Source organism: Streptomyces sp. SYSU D01066-1 (genome assembly GCF_054956795.1).
On record NZ_JBUDHV010000010.1, the window covers coordinates 77,400 to 94,151 of the forward strand.

Annotated in this window: 18 protein-coding genes; 7 read left to right on the plus strand and 11 right to left on the minus strand. The window is 73.8% G+C overall.

All coding sequences use genetic code 11. From position 1 onward, the window contains the following. Nucleotides 1–8 precede the first annotated feature (8 nt). The 10 genes from ssuE to ACY1JF_RS12750 all read right to left on the minus strand — a co-directional run bounded on the left by ssuE (nt 9) and on the right by ACY1JF_RS12750 (nt 9,620). The gene (gene ssuE, locus ACY1JF_RS12705; protein ID WP_462705159.1) at nt 9–566 is read right to left on the minus strand and encodes an NADPH-dependent FMN reductase; all 558 of its coding nucleotides are present in this window, start codon (nt 564–566) and stop codon (nt 9–11) included. Between the two features lie 49 nt (nt 567–615). Continuing rightward, entirely contained in the window at nt 616–1,383 is a 768-nt protein-coding gene (locus ACY1JF_RS12710) for an alpha/beta hydrolase (RefSeq protein WP_462705160.1), read from the minus strand. A 1-nt stretch (nt 1,384) separates the two neighbouring features. After that, nucleotides 1,385–2,731, minus strand: coding sequence for an NtaA/DmoA family FMN-dependent monooxygenase (locus ACY1JF_RS12715; RefSeq protein WP_462705161.1), 1,347 nt, complete (start codon nt 2,729–2,731; stop codon nt 1,385–1,387). A gap of 35 nt (nt 2,732–2,766) precedes the next feature. Then, entirely contained in the window at nt 2,767–3,600 is an 834-nt protein-coding gene (locus tag ACY1JF_RS12720; protein ID WP_462705162.1) for an ABC transporter ATP-binding protein, read from the minus strand. After that, the gene (locus ACY1JF_RS12725; protein WP_462705163.1) at nt 3,597–4,475 is read right to left on the minus strand and encodes an ABC transporter ATP-binding protein; all 879 of its coding nucleotides are present in this window, start codon (nt 4,473–4,475) and stop codon (nt 3,597–3,599) included. The genes ACY1JF_RS12720 and ACY1JF_RS12725 overlap by 4 nt, the downstream gene beginning before the upstream one ends. Next, entirely contained in the window at nt 4,472–5,347 is an 876-nt protein-coding gene (locus tag ACY1JF_RS12730; RefSeq protein ID WP_462705164.1) for an ABC transporter permease, read from the minus strand. Before ACY1JF_RS12730 ends, ACY1JF_RS12725 begins: the two co-directional genes overlap by 4 nt. A gap of 2 nt (nt 5,348–5,349) precedes the next feature. Further along, on the minus strand, nt 5,350–6,321 hold the full coding sequence (locus ACY1JF_RS12735; protein ID WP_462705165.1) for an ABC transporter permease: 972 nt from the start codon (nt 6,319–6,321) through the stop codon (nt 5,350–5,352). Next, the gene (locus ACY1JF_RS12740; protein WP_462705166.1) at nt 6,318–7,868 is read right to left on the minus strand and encodes an ABC transporter substrate-binding protein; all 1,551 of its coding nucleotides are present in this window, start codon (nt 7,866–7,868) and stop codon (nt 6,318–6,320) included. Before ACY1JF_RS12740 ends, ACY1JF_RS12735 begins: the two co-directional genes overlap by 4 nt. A 397-nt stretch (nt 7,869–8,265) precedes the next feature. Continuing rightward, a complete protein-coding gene (locus ACY1JF_RS12745; RefSeq protein ID WP_462705167.1) occupies nt 8,266–9,186 on the minus strand; it encodes a DsbA family oxidoreductase in 921 nt (306 codons plus the stop codon). After that, a complete protein-coding gene (locus ACY1JF_RS12750) occupies nt 9,183–9,620 on the minus strand; it encodes an RrF2 family transcriptional regulator (protein ID WP_462705168.1) in 438 nt (145 codons plus the stop codon). Before ACY1JF_RS12750 ends, ACY1JF_RS12745 begins: the two co-directional genes overlap by 4 nt. 127 nt (nt 9,621–9,747) lie before the next feature. Between ACY1JF_RS12750 and ACY1JF_RS12755 the strand changes: the two genes are divergently transcribed. Further along, the gene (locus ACY1JF_RS12755; protein WP_462705169.1) at nt 9,748–10,257 is read left to right on the plus strand and encodes a cupin domain-containing protein; all 510 of its coding nucleotides are present in this window, start codon (nt 9,748–9,750) and stop codon (nt 10,255–10,257) included. A gap of 240 nt (nt 10,258–10,497) precedes the next feature. On the opposite strand, the gene ACY1JF_RS12760 is transcribed toward ACY1JF_RS12755, so the two are convergent. Next, nucleotides 10,498–11,385 carry an NAD-dependent protein deacetylase gene (locus ACY1JF_RS12760; RefSeq protein WP_462705170.1) on the minus strand — a complete coding sequence of 296 codons (888 nt, stop codon included), beginning with the start codon at nt 11,383–11,385 and terminating at the stop codon, nt 10,498–10,500. A 239-nt stretch (nt 11,386–11,624) separates the two neighbouring features. Here ACY1JF_RS12760 and ACY1JF_RS12765 point away from each other — a divergent pair, with 239 nt between their 5' ends. The 6 genes from ACY1JF_RS12765 (at nt 11,625) to ACY1JF_RS12790 (ending at nt 16,744) form a co-directional block, all read left to right on the plus strand. Next, nucleotides 11,625–11,798, plus strand: a complete 174-nt coding sequence (locus tag ACY1JF_RS12765; protein WP_462705171.1) for a hypothetical protein — start codon at nt 11,625–11,627, stop codon at nt 11,796–11,798. A gap of 410 nt (nt 11,799–12,208) precedes the next feature. Continuing rightward, the gene (locus ACY1JF_RS12770) at nt 12,209–13,999 is read left to right on the plus strand and encodes a sensor histidine kinase (RefSeq protein ID WP_462705172.1); all 1,791 of its coding nucleotides are present in this window, start codon (nt 12,209–12,211) and stop codon (nt 13,997–13,999) included. 106 nt (nt 14,000–14,105) lie between these two features. Beyond that, nucleotides 14,106–14,525 carry a roadblock/LC7 domain-containing protein gene (locus tag ACY1JF_RS12775; protein ID WP_462705173.1) on the plus strand — a complete coding sequence of 140 codons (420 nt, stop codon included), beginning with the start codon at nt 14,106–14,108 and terminating at the stop codon, nt 14,523–14,525. Continuing rightward, nucleotides 14,522–14,884 carry a DUF742 domain-containing protein gene (locus ACY1JF_RS12780; protein WP_462705174.1) on the plus strand — a complete coding sequence of 121 codons (363 nt, stop codon included), beginning with the start codon at nt 14,522–14,524 and terminating at the stop codon, nt 14,882–14,884. Before ACY1JF_RS12775 ends, ACY1JF_RS12780 begins: the two co-directional genes overlap by 4 nt. Beyond that, entirely contained in the window at nt 14,865–15,479 is a 615-nt protein-coding gene (locus tag ACY1JF_RS12785; protein WP_462705175.1) for a GTP-binding protein, read from the plus strand. The genes ACY1JF_RS12780 and ACY1JF_RS12785 overlap by 20 nt, the downstream gene beginning before the upstream one ends. Next, nucleotides 15,476–16,744 (plus strand): cytochrome P450, encoded by a 1,269-nt coding sequence (locus ACY1JF_RS12790; RefSeq protein ID WP_462705176.1) that lies wholly within the window; start codon nt 15,476–15,478, stop codon nt 16,742–16,744. The genes ACY1JF_RS12785 and ACY1JF_RS12790 overlap by 4 nt, the downstream gene beginning before the upstream one ends. The last annotated feature ends 8 nt before the right edge of the window (nt 16,745–16,752 follow it).

Consider the following 16,752-nt stretch of genomic DNA (forward strand, 5'->3'; position numbering starts at 1 on the left):
GGAAGGGCTCACCCGACCGGGACCGGCGCACCCGTCCGGCCGCCGAGCGCCGCGGAGAACCGGTCCGTGACCTCCGCCAGGGCACCGGCCGCGTCCGGTGCGACCGTCAGGGTCCCGTCGTCGCCGACGACGATGCTCCGGTCGAGGGTGAACCAGCCCGGCACGATGTGCGCGGCGCCCATCGAACTGAGGACCGGACGCAGGGCGTAGTCGATGGCCAGGACGTGGGCGGTGCTGCCGCCGGTGGCCAGCGGCAGCACCGTCTTGCCGGCCAGGGCGTACTGCGGGAGCAGGTCGAGCAGCGACTTCAGCAGCCCGGAGTAGGCGGCCTTGTAGACGGGGGTGCCGATGACCACCCCGTCCGCCCGTTCGAACAGGGCGGTGGCCTCGACGATCGCCGGGTGGCGGAAGTCGGCGCCGAGCAGCGCGTCGGCCGGCAGGGTGCGGACGTCCAGGGGCGTCACCTCGTGGCCCTGCGCGCGGAGCCGGTCGTCGAGGTGGCGCAGCAGCCGTGCGGTGCGGGAAGCGGGGGAGGGGCTGCCGGAGACGGAGAGGAGGAGAGCCATGAGGGACCTTCCGGAGGCGGGGAGGGGAACGGTCGGTGGGGAGCGGCGCTCACCAGCTGCTGGACTCCACCGTGATCAGGGGCCGCAGATCGTTGCGCAGGGTCTCCAGGAACGTGACGAGCTCGGCGGCCACCGAGCGGTGCTGGAGGTCGTTGAGCACGTCGTGCCGGGCGCCGCGGACCAGTGAGAGACGGGCCCGGGGGAGCGCGGCGGCGGTGCGGGCCAGGGCCGCGTGGTCGGCGAGCGGGTCGGCGTCCCCGGCGAGCAGCAGGACGGGGAGGGCGAGGCCGGCGTCGTGGACCGCCGCGAGCAGCGGCTCGGGCAGCGCGTCGTCGAGGGCGCCCCGGCGCACCCGCGGGTCCTGGCTGAGCACGGTCCGGTGGGCGGGGCAGGAGGTGCGGACGTCGAGTTCGTCCTCCCAGGTGCCGGCCGCGGCACCCGCGCGGCCCGGCGGTCCGGCCAGTACGACGGCGTCCGGCGCCACGGCGGCGGGGAACTCCGGCCGTCCGAGCAGCGCCGCGAGGGCGGCGGCCCCCGAGTCGGCACCTATCAGCACGACGGGACGGACCACCCCCTCGGCACCGGCCGAGCCCTCGACCGCCTCGGCCAGCCGGCTGCCGAACCGGGCCAGCGAGCCCGGCAGGTCGGTGGCGTCGAGGTCCGGGGCGCCGGTCACCCGGACGCGGTAGGCGTCGGCGGCGAGCCTGCGGCCGAGCCGGCCGTAGGTCGCGGGCGTCTCACCGCGGCCGGGTACGACGAGAACGGTGCCGCGGGTGCGCAGCCCCTGGGGGGCGTGGTGGTCGGCGTACCGGTTCATGTCAGGCCCTCCGGTCCGCGAGGCGGCGCGCCTCGGTGTGGCGGTTGGCGGGGACGGGCAGCCCGAGGTGGCCGCGCAGCGTGTCGGCGGTGTACTCGGTGCGGAACAGACCGCGCTTCTGGAGCAGCGGGACCACTCCGTCGACGAACAGCTCCAGTTCCTCGTCGGTGCGGAAGGCGAGGTTGATCCCGTCGAAGGCACCGGCCGTGAACCACTCCTCGATGGTCCCGGCGACCGTCCCGGGCGCTCCGACGAAGGGGGAACGCCGGAACTCGTTCACCGACTCCGCCACCTGGCGGAGCGTGAGGCCCTGTTCCCGCGCCCGCTCGATGATCTTCGCGGCCCCGGTGCGTCCGCCCTTCTCCGCGAGGTGGGCGACGTCCGGGAAGGGCGCGTCGAGGTCGTACACGCTGAAGTCGTGGGCACCGAAGGAGCGGCCGAGCAGGGCGAGGTTGCTCGCGAAGTCGTCGTCCTCCTCGAAGATCTCGCGTTCCCGGCGGCGGGCCGCCTCGTCGGTGGCGGCCACCACCGGCCCGCCGTGGACGAAGATCTTGATGTGCTCGGGGTCGCGGCCGTAGGAAGCGGTGCGCCGCTTGACGTCGGCGTAGTACTCCCGCGCCTGTGCCAGCGAGCCGCCCGGCGCGTAGACGCCCTCGGCGACCCGGGCGGCGAGGTCGCGGCCCTCCTCGGACACTCCGGCCTGGAAGATCACCGGCTGGCCCTGCGGCGAGCGCGAGATGTTGAGCGGCCCGGCCACCTTGAAGTGCTCCCCGACGTGGTCGAGCGCGTGCAGCTTGGCCGGGTCCAGGAAGACGTTCCGCTCGACGTCCGCCGGGAAGGCGTCGTCCTCGTAGGAGTCCCACAGGCCGCGGGCGACCTGCACGAACTCCAGGGCGCGTCCGTAGCGGGTCGTGTAGTCGAGGTGCTCGTCCAGCCCGTAGTTGCGGGACGTGCCGGTGTCGAAACTGGTGACGACGTTCCACCCGGCCCGCCCGCCGCTGATGTGGTCCAGCGAGGCGAACCGCCGGGCCAGGTTGAACGGTGAGTTGTACGTCGAGCTGGCCGTGCCCACCAGGCCCAGGCGCCGGGTGTGGGTGGCGACCGCGGACAGCAGGGTGAGGGGTTCGAGCCGGTTGAGGTAGTGGGACGGGTAGGTGGCGTTGATGAACTGGCTGTCGACGATGAACAGCGCGTCGAACAGGGCGTGTTCGGCGGCCTGCGCCTGCCGGATGTAGTAGCCGATGTCGATGCTGGCGTTCTTCGCGACGCGCGGGTCCTTCCACAGGCCGTGCTGGCCGGGACCGCCGACGCCGTAGGGGTGCAGGGCGAGATGGAGCGTGCGGGACATGGGTGTTCCTGTCTGTGAGGGGGCGCGGGGAGCGGTCAGGTGTGCAGCAGGGCGCGCAGGCGGTCGCGTTCGGCCCGGTCGGCGGAGGCGCCGCGCAGGGCCGGGGCCGAGCCGACCAGCAGACGGGTGTAGGGGTGGGCGGGACGGTTGACGATGTCCTGGGCGGCGGCGGTCTCGACCAGTTCGCCCCGGTAGAGGACGGCGACCCGGTCGGCGGTCCCGGCGACCGAGCCGAGGTCGTGGGAGATGAACACCAGGGCCACCCCGCTCGCGCGCAGTTCCTTGAGGATGTCGAGGATCCGGACCCGGTTGGCGGAGTCCAGGGCGCTGACCGGCTCGTCGAGGATGACCAGGCGCGGCTCGGTGACCAGGGCCCGGGCCACCGCGACGCGCTGGCGCTGACCGCCGGAGAGCTCACCGGGCAGCCGGCCGAGCAGATCGGCGGTCAGCCGCACGCGGTCCAGGAACGCGCGGGCGCGGCCGGCCGCTTCCTCGCGCGAGGCGCCCCGTACGAGCAGCGGTTCGGTGAGGGACTCCTCGATCGTCAGGTCCGGGTCGAGGCTGCGCAGCGGGTCCTGGAAGACGTACTGGACCACGCCCCGGCGGCGCAGGGCCCGCCACTGGCGGTCGCCGTGGCCGGTGACGTCCTCGCCGTCGATGACGACCGACCCGGCGGAGACGGGCACCAGGCCCAGTACCGCCCGGGCGAGGGTGGACTTGCCGGAGCCGGTCTCACCGATGACGCCGACGGTCTCGCCGGGCGCCACGCTCAGCGAGACACCGTCCAGGGCGCGCCGGCGCCGGCGGCGCGGGCCGTAGTGCACGGTGAGGCCGGTGACCTGGAGGACGGGACGCGGTGGCGGGATCACGGGGTCTCCTTCGCGGGGCGCGGGGTGAGGAACTTCTCCAGGCCGTATCTCTCGTGCTCGGCGACGAGCAGCCGGGTGTACTCGTGCCGCGGGTTTTGGAGCACCGCCCGCGTCGGGCCCTGCTCCACCACCTCGCCGCGCCGCATGACCAGCACCTCGTCGCACAGCTGGGCGACCACGGCGAGGTCGTGGGAGACCACGACGAGGGCCAGTCCGGAGCGTTCCCGCAGGTCGGCGAGGAGGTCGAGGATCTCGGCCTGGACGGTGACGTCCAGCGCGGTGGTGGCCTCGTCGGCGATGAGGACGCGGGGCCCGGCCGCGATCGCCGCCGCGATCAGCACCCGCTGGAGCATGCCGCCGGACAGCTCGAACGGGTACTGGCCGTAGACCAGCCCGGGGTCGCGCAGCCGTACCGCGCCCAGCAGCTCCACGGCGCGTCTGCGGGCCTCGCGCCGTTTCAGGCCGAGTTTGACCCGGACCACCTCGGCGATCTGCGCGCCCACCTTGACCGAGGGGTCCAGGTAGGACGCCGGGTCCTGGAAGACGGCGCTGATGGTGGCGCCCCGCAGCGCGGTCCACCGCGCGGGCGTCAGCGCCGCGATGTCGGTGCCCTCGATCTCGATCGTGCCGCCGCTGACCTCGAAGCGGCCGGGCAGGATGCCGAGCGCGGCCCGGCAGGTGAGGGTCTTGCCGCTGCCCGACTCGCCGACGATGCCGACCGTCCGGCCGGGCGTCAGTTCGAAGCTGACGCCGTGCACGATCTCCCGGCCGCCGGCCCGGTCGGTGACGCGCACGTCACGCAGGGACAGGACGGGCGGGGCGGGGACGCCGGCCGCGGAGTTCGGGCCGGCGAGGTCCTGGGACAGGGCCGTCATCGCGCACCTCCGGCGGAAGCGGGGTCCGGCCCGTTCACCCGGCGGGCGCGGAGCAGCGCGCGGCCGGCCTCGCCGGAGACGTCGCGGATCGCGTCGGCGAGCAGGTTGCCCGCCCAGACGGTCACCGTGATCAGCACCGCGGGGGCCACCGGCGCCCACGGCTTCTGGCCGAGATAGCCCAGGTCGGAGGCGAGCAGCCCGCCCCAGGTCGGTTCCGGTGGCTGTACGCCGATGCCGAGGAAGGTCAGGCTGGAGACGATGACGAACCCGGTGCCGACGGTCTGCGCGAACGCCACCGCGATCGGCGCCAGCACCTTGGACCGGACGTGGCGCCGCACGATCCACCCCGTGGAGGCTCCCGAGACGATCGCGGCCTCCACGTACGGCGAGCGCGCCACGGAGAGCGTCGCGGCCCGGGACACCCGGTAGAACAGCGGGGACACCAGGACCCCGGTGACCAGCATCGCCTGGGTGAGCCCGTTGCCGAGCAGCGCGATCACGGCGACCGCGAACAGCAGGAAGGGCAGCGCGACCAGGGTGTCGGCGAGCCGCAGGGTGACCCACTCGAAGGCGCGGCCCAGGTAGACCGACAGGACGCCGGGGACCGCGCCGACGACCAGGGCCGTCACCGCCACCTCCAGCGCGCCCAGGACGCTGACCCGGGAGCCGTCCAGCAGCCGGCTCAGCTCGTCGCGGCCCAGGTTGTCGGTGCCCAGCCAGTGCGCCGGGGACACGCCGGCCAGCGCGTGGTCGCTGGTGGCGAGGGGGTCCTGCGGGGCGAGCAGCGGACCGAGGACGGCGAGCAGGGCGACGAGGCCCAGGACGGTCACGGCGACACGGCCGGAGGTGAGGCCGAGAACACGGCGCACCACGGTCACACTCCTCGCTGCGCGGCCGGCGTGACGCGGGCCAGCACCAGGTTGACGATCAGGTTGAAGGAGACGACCAGCGCGACCGACACCACCAGGACGCCCTGCACCGCCGGTACGTCACCGGCCTGCGCGGAGTCGTTGGCGAACCGCCCGAAGCCCTGGAGCCCGAAGATCCACTCGGTGACCACGGAGGCGCCGACCAGGGCGGGGAACTTCAGACCGAGTGTGGCCAGCGTGGGCCCCAGGCCGTTGCGCAGCACGTGCGCGAAGAAGACCCGGCGGGGACTCAGGCCCCGGACCACCGCGCCCGTCACGTAGTTCTCGCCGTAGGCCGACACCAGGCCGGTGCGCAACTGGCGGGCGACGTCCGCGACCACGTCCAGGCTCAGGGCGAGCGCCGGGAGCGTGATGTGCGCGAGCCACGGGCCGACGCCCTGCGCGGCGGGCACGTAGCCGCCGGAGGGGAACAGGCCGAGTCCCACCGCGAACACGGTGACCAGCACGATCCCGACGACGAAGGCGGGCATCACCGAGACGACGGTGACGAGGCCGGTGACCGCGCGGTCCACCCAGGTGGTGCGGCGCAGCGCCGCGACCGTGCCCAGGACGGAGCCCAGCGTCACCCCGACGACCAGGGCGAGGACCGCGACCGAGAGGCTGACGCCGAGACCCAGCCCGATGAGGTCGGAGATGTCGGCGCCGTTGGTCCAGCTGGCGCCGAGCCGCCCCCGCAGCACGCCGGTGAACCAGTCCCAGTACTGCGTCAGGAACGGCCGGTCGAGCCCCCACTCGGCCTCCACCCGGGCGATGGCCTCGGGCGTCGCCTCCTCGCCCAGCTGGACGCGGGCCGGGCTGAGCCCGCTGAGCGAGCGCAGCGCGAACGTCACGAACGTCGCGACCACGAAGACCGGCACGAACACCGCGACCGACCGGCCGGCCACGGCCAGCACCCGTACCGCGGAGTGCCGCCTCACGAGGCACCTCCGACGGTCACACCGGTCCAGTTGATGTGGGCGGGGTTCTTCGGCAGCCCGGAGACCGACTTGCTCTTGGCGAAGAGGTTGGGCGAGGAGTACGTGAACACCAGCGCCTCGCTCCTCAGACCGGCCCGGGTGGCGGCCCGGAGGGCGCTGACGTAGTCGGGGTCGTCCAGCGGGGTCTGGCGGACCTTGGCCACCGCCGCCTCGAAACCGGCCGGTTCGTAGGGCGAGCTGAGGTTGAGCGGACCGTCGGGACCGAAGTGCGCGGTGAGGGTCTGCACCGCCGAGTCACGTCCCGTGGTGCTGTAGAGCGAGAACGTCAGGTCCTTGGCGAAGAACGGGGTGGCCCAGTTCTTGTCGATCTCGATGTCGACGGTGATGCCCACCTCGGCCAGTTGCGACTGGACGATCTCCGCCTGCGGGTCCTCGGCCGGCACGACGAGGTCCAGCTCGATGTCACCGGCTCCGTGACCAGCCTCGGCGAGCAGCCTCCTGGCCTTCGCCGGGTCGTACGGGTAGGCGTTCTCCGACTCCGGGTCGTAGGCCGCGTACCCCTTGGGGAAGGGCTGGTCGGTGACCTCCCCGTACCCGAAGGTCAGTTTGTCGACGAACTCCTGGCGGTCGATCGCGTACCGGACGGCGTCGACGACCCGGCTGTCGTCGAACGGCGCCTTGTTGACGTTCAGACTGATGTTGGAGGCGTTGAAGCCCGGCTGGACGAAGACGTCGAGGCCCGCTTTCTCGGCGCTCCCGGCCTGGCTGGGGTCGATGTCGGCGAAGTTGTAGACGCCGGTCTGGAGTCCCGAGACGACGGTGGAGGTGTCGGGCGCGGAGGTCAGTTCCACGTTCTCGATGTGGATGTTGTCCGCGTCCCAGTAGTCCGGGTTCTTCCTCAGCACCGCCTTGGTGCCCGGGACGAGCTGGGTGATGACGAACGGGCCCGCGCCCACCGGGTTCTGGTCGAGCTTCTGCGGCGACTCGGCCGCCTTCGGGCTGGCGATCTGCAGGACGCGCTCGCCGAGCAGCTGCGGGATCTGGTAGTCGACCTGGGTGAGGTGGAAGACGGCGTCGAGACCGTCCGCCTCGACCGACTCGATGGACGTCAGGTCGCCGAAGAGCGCGGAGTTCTTCTGCCGCTGCGCCCGTTCGACGGCCGCCTTCACCGCGGCGGCGTCCACCGGTTCGCCGTCGCTGAACGTCAGCCCGGGCCGCAGACGGAAGGTGATCTCGTCACCCTCGTCGTTGTACTCCCAGCTCTTCGCGAGGTCCGGGACGGCCTCGCCCTTCTCGTCGATCCGCGTCAACGACGCGTACACCAGCGCCAGTTCGCGGAACTGGGCGCCGCTGCCGGAGACCACCGGATCCCAGTGGGCGGGGAAATAGGTCGAGGTCCACCTCAGTGTGGCGGCACCGTCCGCGGCACCGGCACCGCCGCAGGCGGCGAGGGCGGGGACGAGGAGGGTGGCGAGCACGGTGCCCAGCGCGGCGGCGCGCGGGCCTCTGACGAAGCGTGGGCGTCGGGGCAGGAGGCGTTCGGACATGTCTGTCTTCCTGATGGAGGCGGCCGCGGGGCAGGAACGCGCACCGGTGCCGTACGGCGGGCACGCCGACGGCGGGACGCACCCCGCACGGGGCGGGGCGTCACGGGGCGAGCGGGAACGGCCTGGGAACGGGGAGGAGAAGCGGCGAACCGCGCAAGAGAAGCGCCTTCACGGTCCCGGGAACGCGGAGGAGGCGGGCGCGCGGAAGCGGGCGCCGGCGGGACGGGGGCGGCGGTCGGTCAGCGACAGAGAGCGCTACAGGTGCGCCGCAGATCCACGTAGCGGCACACCACACCGGGGTGCGTCGTCAGCATGCGGCCATCCTCGGGGCAGCGGCCGACGGGTGTCAATGGACACCGATCGATGTCTCATCGCGTGGGACGGGCATGACGGCCGGTCAGCGACCGGCCACCGGTGCGCCGCCGGAGGTCGCCGGGTGCGTCGCGGCCTCGTCCGGGTGCAGCCACAGGGGCCCGCCCGCGGTGTCCACCCGCACGGCCCCGGCGGGCGGCCACGGCCCCGGCGCGAGCAGCGTCCGCTCCGGTTCCGTCAGACTCCTGAAGCGCTCCAGCGCCTCGGCGGGGGACGGCACCCGCCCGGCCGGGCGGAGCCCGGGGCACACCGCGTCGACGGCGGCGGCGTACGCCTCGAAGGGCCGCCACCCGGGCACCGCGCGCCGCCCCCCGGGACCGCGCACCAGCACCGTCGGCAGCGCGTACCGGTACCCGCCGTCGGCCGTCTCCCTGGCGGCGCCGGGATGCGGTGACCCGCCCGGCACGGACCGCACCTCGGGCACCGGCCGGCGCGCCTCGGCCCGGTCGGCGCGCACCTCGTCCCGCACCGGGCTGCCGGCGGCGTCGGCGGCCAGCCGCGCGAGGTCCAGGCCCGGCACGCCCCGTACGGCGGCGAGGGCCAGGTCCGGTGTGTCGGCCGGCTCGCCCAGGACGAAGACGGTCTCCCTCAGCCGGCGCAGCACCCGGTCGGCGGGCCCGGCGCCCTGGCGCTGCGCCGCCTTGGCGACGAGCGAGGCGGGCCACGAGGACGCCGCCACCCGGCTCAGCCGCTGTGCCCGCGGTGCCCCCGTGTGGCCGCTGACCCGCTCCACGTACCGCGCGTACCAGGCGGTCTCCGCCGCCGGGTCGGGCGCCGGGTCGTCGTCGTGGTCGAAGAGGAGGCAGTACGCCCGGCGCCAGCGGACCCGGCCGGCCAGCACCGCGCGCAGCCGCCGGAAGACGGGCTCCGAACCCCACGCCCAGGGACACAACGGGTCGGTGTACTCCACCACTTCGACCGGTGACCCGGCGGCCTCCGGTATCACGCCGCCCCCTCGGCGGCCGTCTCCCGGCCGCGCGCCCCCGTCGCGAGCAGTGCGGCGACGGTCACCCCGTCCAGGACCGCCACCGCGTCCGCCTCGATACGGCGCCACACCTCCGGCAGCCCCGTCGCCGGCCCCGGGTAGTCCAGGCCGCTCAGGTTCTCACCGCGCAGGGTGAGCACCTCGCCGTCCACGGCGCGGGCGACGTCCAGGAGGGTGATCTCGTCGGCGGGGCGGCCCAGCCAGTACCCGCCCTCGCAGCCGCGCTGGCTGCGCACCAGTCCGGCCCGGCGCAACTCGCCCACCACGGACTTCAGGAACCGGAACGGAATCTGCTGGGCGGCGGCGATCGCCTCACAGGTCAGGGGGCGCGCGGGTGCCCGGGCGAGCTCCAGCAGAGCGCGCGCGGCGTAGTCCGCCTTCGCGGAGATATGCATGCCCACATCATGCCCGAGCGGACGGCCGCCCGCTGCCTGAGAGTCCATGTTGCGGCAACATTGCCGCAGGTGAACCGCAATGGACACCTCTTGACACCCTTTTCGGGCCCGCTCTAGCGTCCCCGTCATGAGCGAGCCGTTGACGACCGCCGGTGAAGGCTTCCACCCCCATCTCCCCGACCTCCGCGAGGAGGCGACGGCGCCCCTGCGCACCCGGTTGCACCACATCCGCGCCGGCTCCCTGGACGGGGACACCGCGCAGACCGGCGGCATGCGCCGCTTCGCCGCCGTCAGCGGACGGGCCGTCGGCTCGGAGAAACTGTGGATGGGCCAGACCCACGTCGCCCCCGCGACCGCCTCCTGCGACCACCACCACGGGGAGTCGGAGACCGCCATCTACGTGGTCGGCGGTCACCCCGAGTTCGTCTTCCTCGACGACTCGGGGGACGGGGAGCTTGAGGAGGTGCGGCTGCGCACCGGTCCCGGCGACTACGTCTTCGTCCCGCCGTTCGTGCCGCACCGCGAGGAGAACCCCGACCCCGCCGAGGAGGCCGTGGTCGTCATCGCGCGCAGCACCCAGGAGGCGATCGTCGTCAACCTGCCCCGGCTGCACGCCCTTCCCGCGCCAAAGGTGTGACGCTCCGCCCGGTGGCGCCGAAGACGGCGGTGACGAGGGCGAGCAGCGCGCCGGTGCCGCCGGTCACTCCGGGGGCGCGACCTGTTCCGCGGGGTGGTCAGGACCGGTACCGCCCGGCCAGTTCGACGCCCTGCCCGCCGAACGCGGCGAGGGCGGCGCAGCCACCTGGTCCTTCCCGCCGCGCACCGGGAGCAGGCGCCGGACGCCGCTCCCTCTTCCGGGGAGATCCACAAAAGCCCCTCAGCCGTCGAGGGGCACGCCCAGCCGGTCCGCCACGGCGGTGAGGGTCTCGCCCAGCGGGAGCGCGACCCGGGTGACGGCGTGCCGGTCGCCCCTGGTCGGGTCCCGGTTGACGATCAGCACCGGTGTGCCCGCCTCGGCCGCCTGCCGGACGAACCGCAGCCCGGACATCACCGTCAGGGAGGAGCCCAGCACCAGCAGACAGGACGCCGCGCGGACCAGCGCACGGCAGTGCTCGACCCGCTCGGGCGGCACGGCCTCCCCGAAGAACACCACGTCGGGCTTGAGGACGCCGCCGCAGACCGAGCAGGGCACCACGCGGAAGTCCCCGACCTGGTCGTCGGTGAGGTCGGCGTCCCCGTCGGGGTTGATGCGGGCGGCCACCGGCGCGAAGTCGGGGTTGGCAGCCGCCAGCCGCCGGGCCAGTTCCCGGCGTGGGCTGAGGTCGCCGCAGGACAGGCAGACGACCCGGTCCAGGCTGCCGTGGAGCTCCACGACCCCCTCGCTGCCGGCGGCCTGGTGCAGTCCGTCGACGTTCTGGGTGATCACACCCGACAGCAGGCCGCGCCGCCCGAACGCGGCCACGGCCCGGTGCCCGGCGTTGGGGCGGGCCCGGCCGAAGGTGTGCCAGCCCAGGTGGCTGCGGGCCCAGTACCGGCGCCGGGCCTGAGCGTCGCCGGTGAAGTCCTGGTAGGTCATCGGGGTGTGCCGGCTCAGGCTCCCGCCCTCGCCCCGGTAGTCGGGGATGCCCGACTCGGTGGAGATCCCCGCCCCGCTGAGCACCAGCACACCGCCGGTGCCCAGCGCGTCGGCGACCGGCCCCGGGTCGGTGGTGCCCGGCGGCAGGTCCTCGGTGGGGGTCCAGCTCAGGGTGGGACGCACGCGCATGCCGCAAGCGTACGGAACCGGCGCGGACGCGTGCTGCCGCGCACGGCCCCGCGGCTCGCGGGAGGCGGCGTACGGGACACCTGGGACCCGCACCCGCGCCCACCCGGCGGGAAGCGGCCGGGGCGCGGCTCGGCGGTGCCGGGGACGCCGCCGACGGGACGGGGGTCAGCGGGCGGGCGGCACGAACTCCGGCCGGCCTCGCCGCCCGCGGTCTGGGCGTCGCCGTCCTCGGCGCGTCGATGGCCGAGGGCCACCGCGCCCGGCTGACCGCCCGTGCCGTGGCCGGCCTCGACACGGCGGCGCTGCTCGCCCTGGTCTGGAAGGACGCGCCTCACCCCGCGGTGCGGGAGATGCTGGCGCACAGCCGGCGCGCGTTCGCCGGACCGGGGCCGGACCAGGATCCGATCGCTTGAATGTGCGGTCGTGATGTGGAGGTCTTGAGATGATCGGACAGTGGGAGGGCCATGAGATGGCCGGAAAATGCTCACTTGTTCGTCGTTCGCGTGTTCCAGCGAAACGGTCTCCCTCTCACCGTCTCGCCGCCGGCTCATCCGCCCACGCCGCTGAACAGCCAAATGAGGCAAGGGAGTTGGGGGTTCCGCTCTCTATCACGGCATGATCGGCCGACCGCGCCTTCGGGCCGAAATCGGATGTTGGGCGGAGTGCGTGGATAGTCAGATCTCCGAACGCGACGGGGTGACTACCATGTGCCCGTACCTGGTCCGGAAGATCGCCGTCCTCTTGGGTGCCCGCTTCCTGGCCCGTGACCGCCGTGTGTGTCGGTCGACCGTTTCTCCTGCTCTCCATCCCGAGGGACCGCGGAATGTCAGTGCCTGCACCATCCAGCCAGCGCCGGTCGGCGAAGGCCCCCCGAGCCGTTCCGGTCGTGCCCGCGGCCGTCCTGGTGGTGAGCGCGGCGGGCGCCGGCGCGGCCGTCGCCGCGGCGCCGGCCGGGGCCGGCGACTGGCCGTTGGCCGCGATGCTCGGCGCCTGGCTCTGCCTCGCCGTCACGGTCGTGGCCAGCGCCCTGTCGATCCGGCGCGCCCGCCGGGCCGGCCTGCGGCAGAGCGACGACGTCACCCAGGCCAGGGCGCAGTTGGCGCAGATCGCCGCCGAGTCCGCGCACCTGGTCAGCGTCACCCTCCCCGCCGTCGCCAAGCGGCTGCGGGACGGGACGAGCGCGCAGGACGCCCTGGCCCAGGTGACCCAGCCCTCCGACCCGCAGCTGCGCCAGCTCGCGCACACCTTCGTCACCGAGGTGGAGGAGGCCGTACGGCTCGCCGTCGCCTACGACGCCGAACGGCGGCAGGCCGCCGACGAGGCGAGCCGCACGGCCGCCGAGCTGAAGCGCCTGGCCGACGAGTTGCTGCCCGCCGCGGTGGCCAGGCTGCGTGAGGGGCAGTCCGCCGACACCGTGCTCGGCGAGCTGGACTGGCCGCGCACCCCGGCGGTGCGGGCACCCGCTGAATCGTTCGTCCGCGAACTCGCCCACAGCGAGCGCCGCGCCGCCGCCGCCCAGGCCGCCTCCGCGAAGGCGCTCAGCCGGGTCCAGGCCAAGGCGGTCAGCATGCTCGCCGACCTTCGCGAGATGCAGGACCGGCACGGCGAGGAGGTCTTCGGCGACCTGCTGAAGCTGGACCACAGCACCTCGCAGCTCGGCCTGATGACCGACCGGCTGGCCCTGCTCATGGGCGGCCGCTCCAGCCGCGCCTGGAACAAGCCCATCGTGATGGAGTCCATCCTGCGCGGCGCGGTCGGCCGGATCGCCGCCTACCAGCGGGTGCGCCTGCACTGCTCCACCCGAGCCGCCGTCACCGGGTTCGCGGCCGAGGGCGTGATGCACCTGCTCGCCGAACTGATGGACAACGCCGCCAACTTCTCGCCGCCGATCGACGAGGTCAACGTCTACGTCGAGGAGCGCAGCGCCGGCATCGTCGTCACCATCGAGGACAGCGGCCTGAAGATGGCCACCGCGGCCATGCGCCGGGCCGAGGAGGCGGTGGCCGGACGGATGACCGACCTCGCCACCCTCCAGGGCACCCGGCTCGGCCTGGCGGTCGTGGGACGGCTGGCCGTCAAGTACGGCATCAGCGTCAACTACCGTCCCTCCTCCCGCGGCGGCACCGGCGTCGTCGTCCTGCTGCCCCGCCAGATCCTCGCCCAGCAGCGCGAACCCGCCCCCGCCGGTGCCCAGGGCCGCCCCGCCGCCCCGGCCCCCGCCGCCCCGGCCCCGGCCGCCGCGCCGGCCCCGACCGCTCCCGCGGTCCCGGCCCCCGCCGCTCCCGCGGCCCCGGCCCCCGCCGGGCCCCCGGCGCCCCTTCCCGCACCCGCCGCCCCCGCCGCACCCCGTGCCGGGCTTCCCGGACCGGCGGACGCGCCCGACAACACACCGAACGGGCTGCCCGTGCGCACCCCCGGCCGCACCATGGCGGAGGCCGAACGCGAGCGGGAGCAGCGCCGGAGCGGCGACAGCCCCGAGGACGGGACGGCGGAGCGGGAACGTCCCGCCGTACGCGACGCCGGTTCCCGCTTCGGCGCCTTCCACCGTGCCCGTCGGTCCGGCCGGGAGACCCCCGGACCCGACGGCCCCCCCGAGTCGCCGGCCGCCCCGTAACGCCCGCCTCCAGGCCTCGGCTCCCTGTACCCCCGCTTGAGTAAGTGAGATTGGAGGAACGGGCCGGTGACCGGTCAGCCGGGCACCCACCGTCCCATCACCCACCATGCAGACCACCGACAACAGCCTCACCTGGCTTCTGCAGAACCTTCTGGAGCGCACCCCGGGCACCCGGCACGCCCTCGTCCTGTCCCGGGACGGGCTGAAGCTGTGCTGGTCCGACCACCTGACCCTGGACCGGGCGGACCAGCTGGCGGCGATCTGTTCGGGCATCCAGGCGCTCGCCCAGGGCGCCTCCGTGGAGTTCGGCGACGGAACCGGGGGAGTGCGCCACTCCATGACCGAGTTCCACGGCGGCCTGCTCTTCATCGTCGAGGCCGGGGAGGGAGCCCACCTCGCGGTCGTCGCCGAGGAGAACTCCGACCCCGGCGTGGTCGGCCACCAGATGACCGAACTGGTCGAGCAGATCGGCGAACACCTGCGGGCCGAGCCCCGCCAGCCCCTCCCAGGAGGTGCCGCCTCATGACGCCGCCCCGCAAGCCCGTGGACACCGGCGACCCCGACCGGCTCTACACGGTCACCGGCGGACGCAGCCGCGCCGACGACGCCTTCGACCTGGTCACCCTGGTGGTCAGCGAGAGCGAACCGTCGGCCGGGATGCAGTCGGAGCACGTCCGCATCCTGGAGATGTGCCGGCACCCGACCGCCGTGGTCGAGATCGCCGCGGAACTGAGGCTGCCGATCACGGTGGTGCGCATCCTGCTCGGCGACCTCCTCGCCATGGGCCGGATCACCGCCCGGCACCCGCGCGCGGCCGAGTCCGTCGCCTCGCTCCCCGACTCCGCCCTTCTCAAGGAGGTGCTCCATGGGCTCCGCAACCTCTGAACTGCCCGTCGGCCGTACGCCCTTGGCCGACGCCGCAGAGACCGGCCTGAAGATAGTCATCGTGGGCGGGTTCGGGGTCGGCAAGACCACCCTGGTCCGCTCGGTCAGCGAGATCCGCCCCCTCAACACCGAGGAGGTGATGACCCAGGCGGGCGTCGGCGTCGACGAGACCAGCGGCGTGGCCGGGAAGACCACCACCACGGTGGCGTTCGACTTCGGCCGGATCAGCCTCAACGAGCGCATGGTGCTCTACTTGTTCGGCGCGCCCGGACAGGAGCGGTTCTGGTTCCTGTGGGACCGGCTGTTCTCCGGCACGCTCGGCGCGGTCGTCCTCGTCGACACCCGCCGCATGAACGACTCCTGGTACGCCATCGACCGGCTGGAGCACCACGGGACGCCGTTCGTGGTGGCCGTCAACCGCTTCGACGACGACTCCGGACACTCCCTGGAGGAGATCCGCCAGGCGCTCGCGCTGCCGCAGCACGTGCCGCTGATCGAGTGCGACGCGCGGGTCAGACGCTCCGGGAAGGACGTGCTGATCAGCCTCGTGGACCACCTGTACGAACTCGCCATGGCCCGGGAGACCACACCGTGACCGAGACAGGATCCCCCACGCCCGACGGGCCGCCCCCGGGCTGCCCCGCCCACGGCGGTGGCGACGCGCTCCGCCTGGCCGGGCTGCAGTACCAGCAGACACCGTCGCAGCTGTACCGGTCGCTGCGCCGGGAGCACGGCCCGGTCGCACCGGTGCTGCTGGACGGGGACATCCCCGCCTGGCTGGTCCTCGGCTACTCCGAGCTGAGCTATGTGACCAACCACGACGAGCTGTTCGCACGGGACTGCCGCCGCTGGAACCAGTGGCCCAACATCCCCCCGGACTGGCCGCTGATGCCGTTCGTCGGCTACCAGCCGTCGGTGCTGTTCACGGAGGGGGAGGAGCACCAGCGACGGTCCGGGGTGATCACCGAGGCGCTGGAGGGCGTCGACCAGTTCGAACTGGCCCGGGAGTGCCGGCAGATCGCCGACGGGCTCATCGCCTCCTTCGCGGGCAGCGGCGACGCCGAGCTGATGTCCTGCTACGCGCACGCCCTGCCGATGATCGCCGTGGTCCAGATGTGCGGGATGCCGCAGACCGGCACCGACACCCAGCGGCTCGTGGACGATCTGCGGGTCTCCCTGGACGCGACCGGGGGCGACGACCCGGTGGCCGCGTACACCCGGGTGGGCGAGCGGATCGCGCAGCTGGTGAAGGAGAAGCGGGAGCGGCCCGGCCCGGACATCACCTCGCGGATGCTGGCGCACCCGGCCGGGCTGACCGACGAGGAGATCGTGCAGGACCTGATCTCCATCATCGCCGCGGCCCAGCAGCCGACGGCCAACTGGATCTGCAACACCCTCAGGCTGCTGCTCACCGACGAGCGCTTCGCCATCAACGTCTCCGGCGGCCGGCTCAGCGTCGGCGAGGCGCTGAACGAGGTGCTGTGGCTGGACACGCCGACGCAGAACTTCATCGGCCGCTGGGCGGTGCGCGACACCCAGCTCGGCGGGCGGCTGATCCGGGCGGGCGACTGCGTGGTGCTCGGCATCGCCGCGGCCAACACCGACCCGCAGATCTGGCCGGAGTCGTACGTCGGCGCGGAGAACTCCGCGCACCTGTCGTTCAGCAACGGCGAGCACCGCTGCCCCTACCCGGCGCCGCTGCTCGCGGACGTCATGGCGCGCACCGCGGTGGAGACGCTGCTGGAGCGGCTGCCCGACCTGGTGCTGGCGGTCGAGCCGGAGGAGCTGACCTGGCGGGACTCGATCTGGATGCGGGGCCTGACGGCGCTCCCGGTGCGGTTCACGCCGGTCGTCCAGTGACCGGCGGG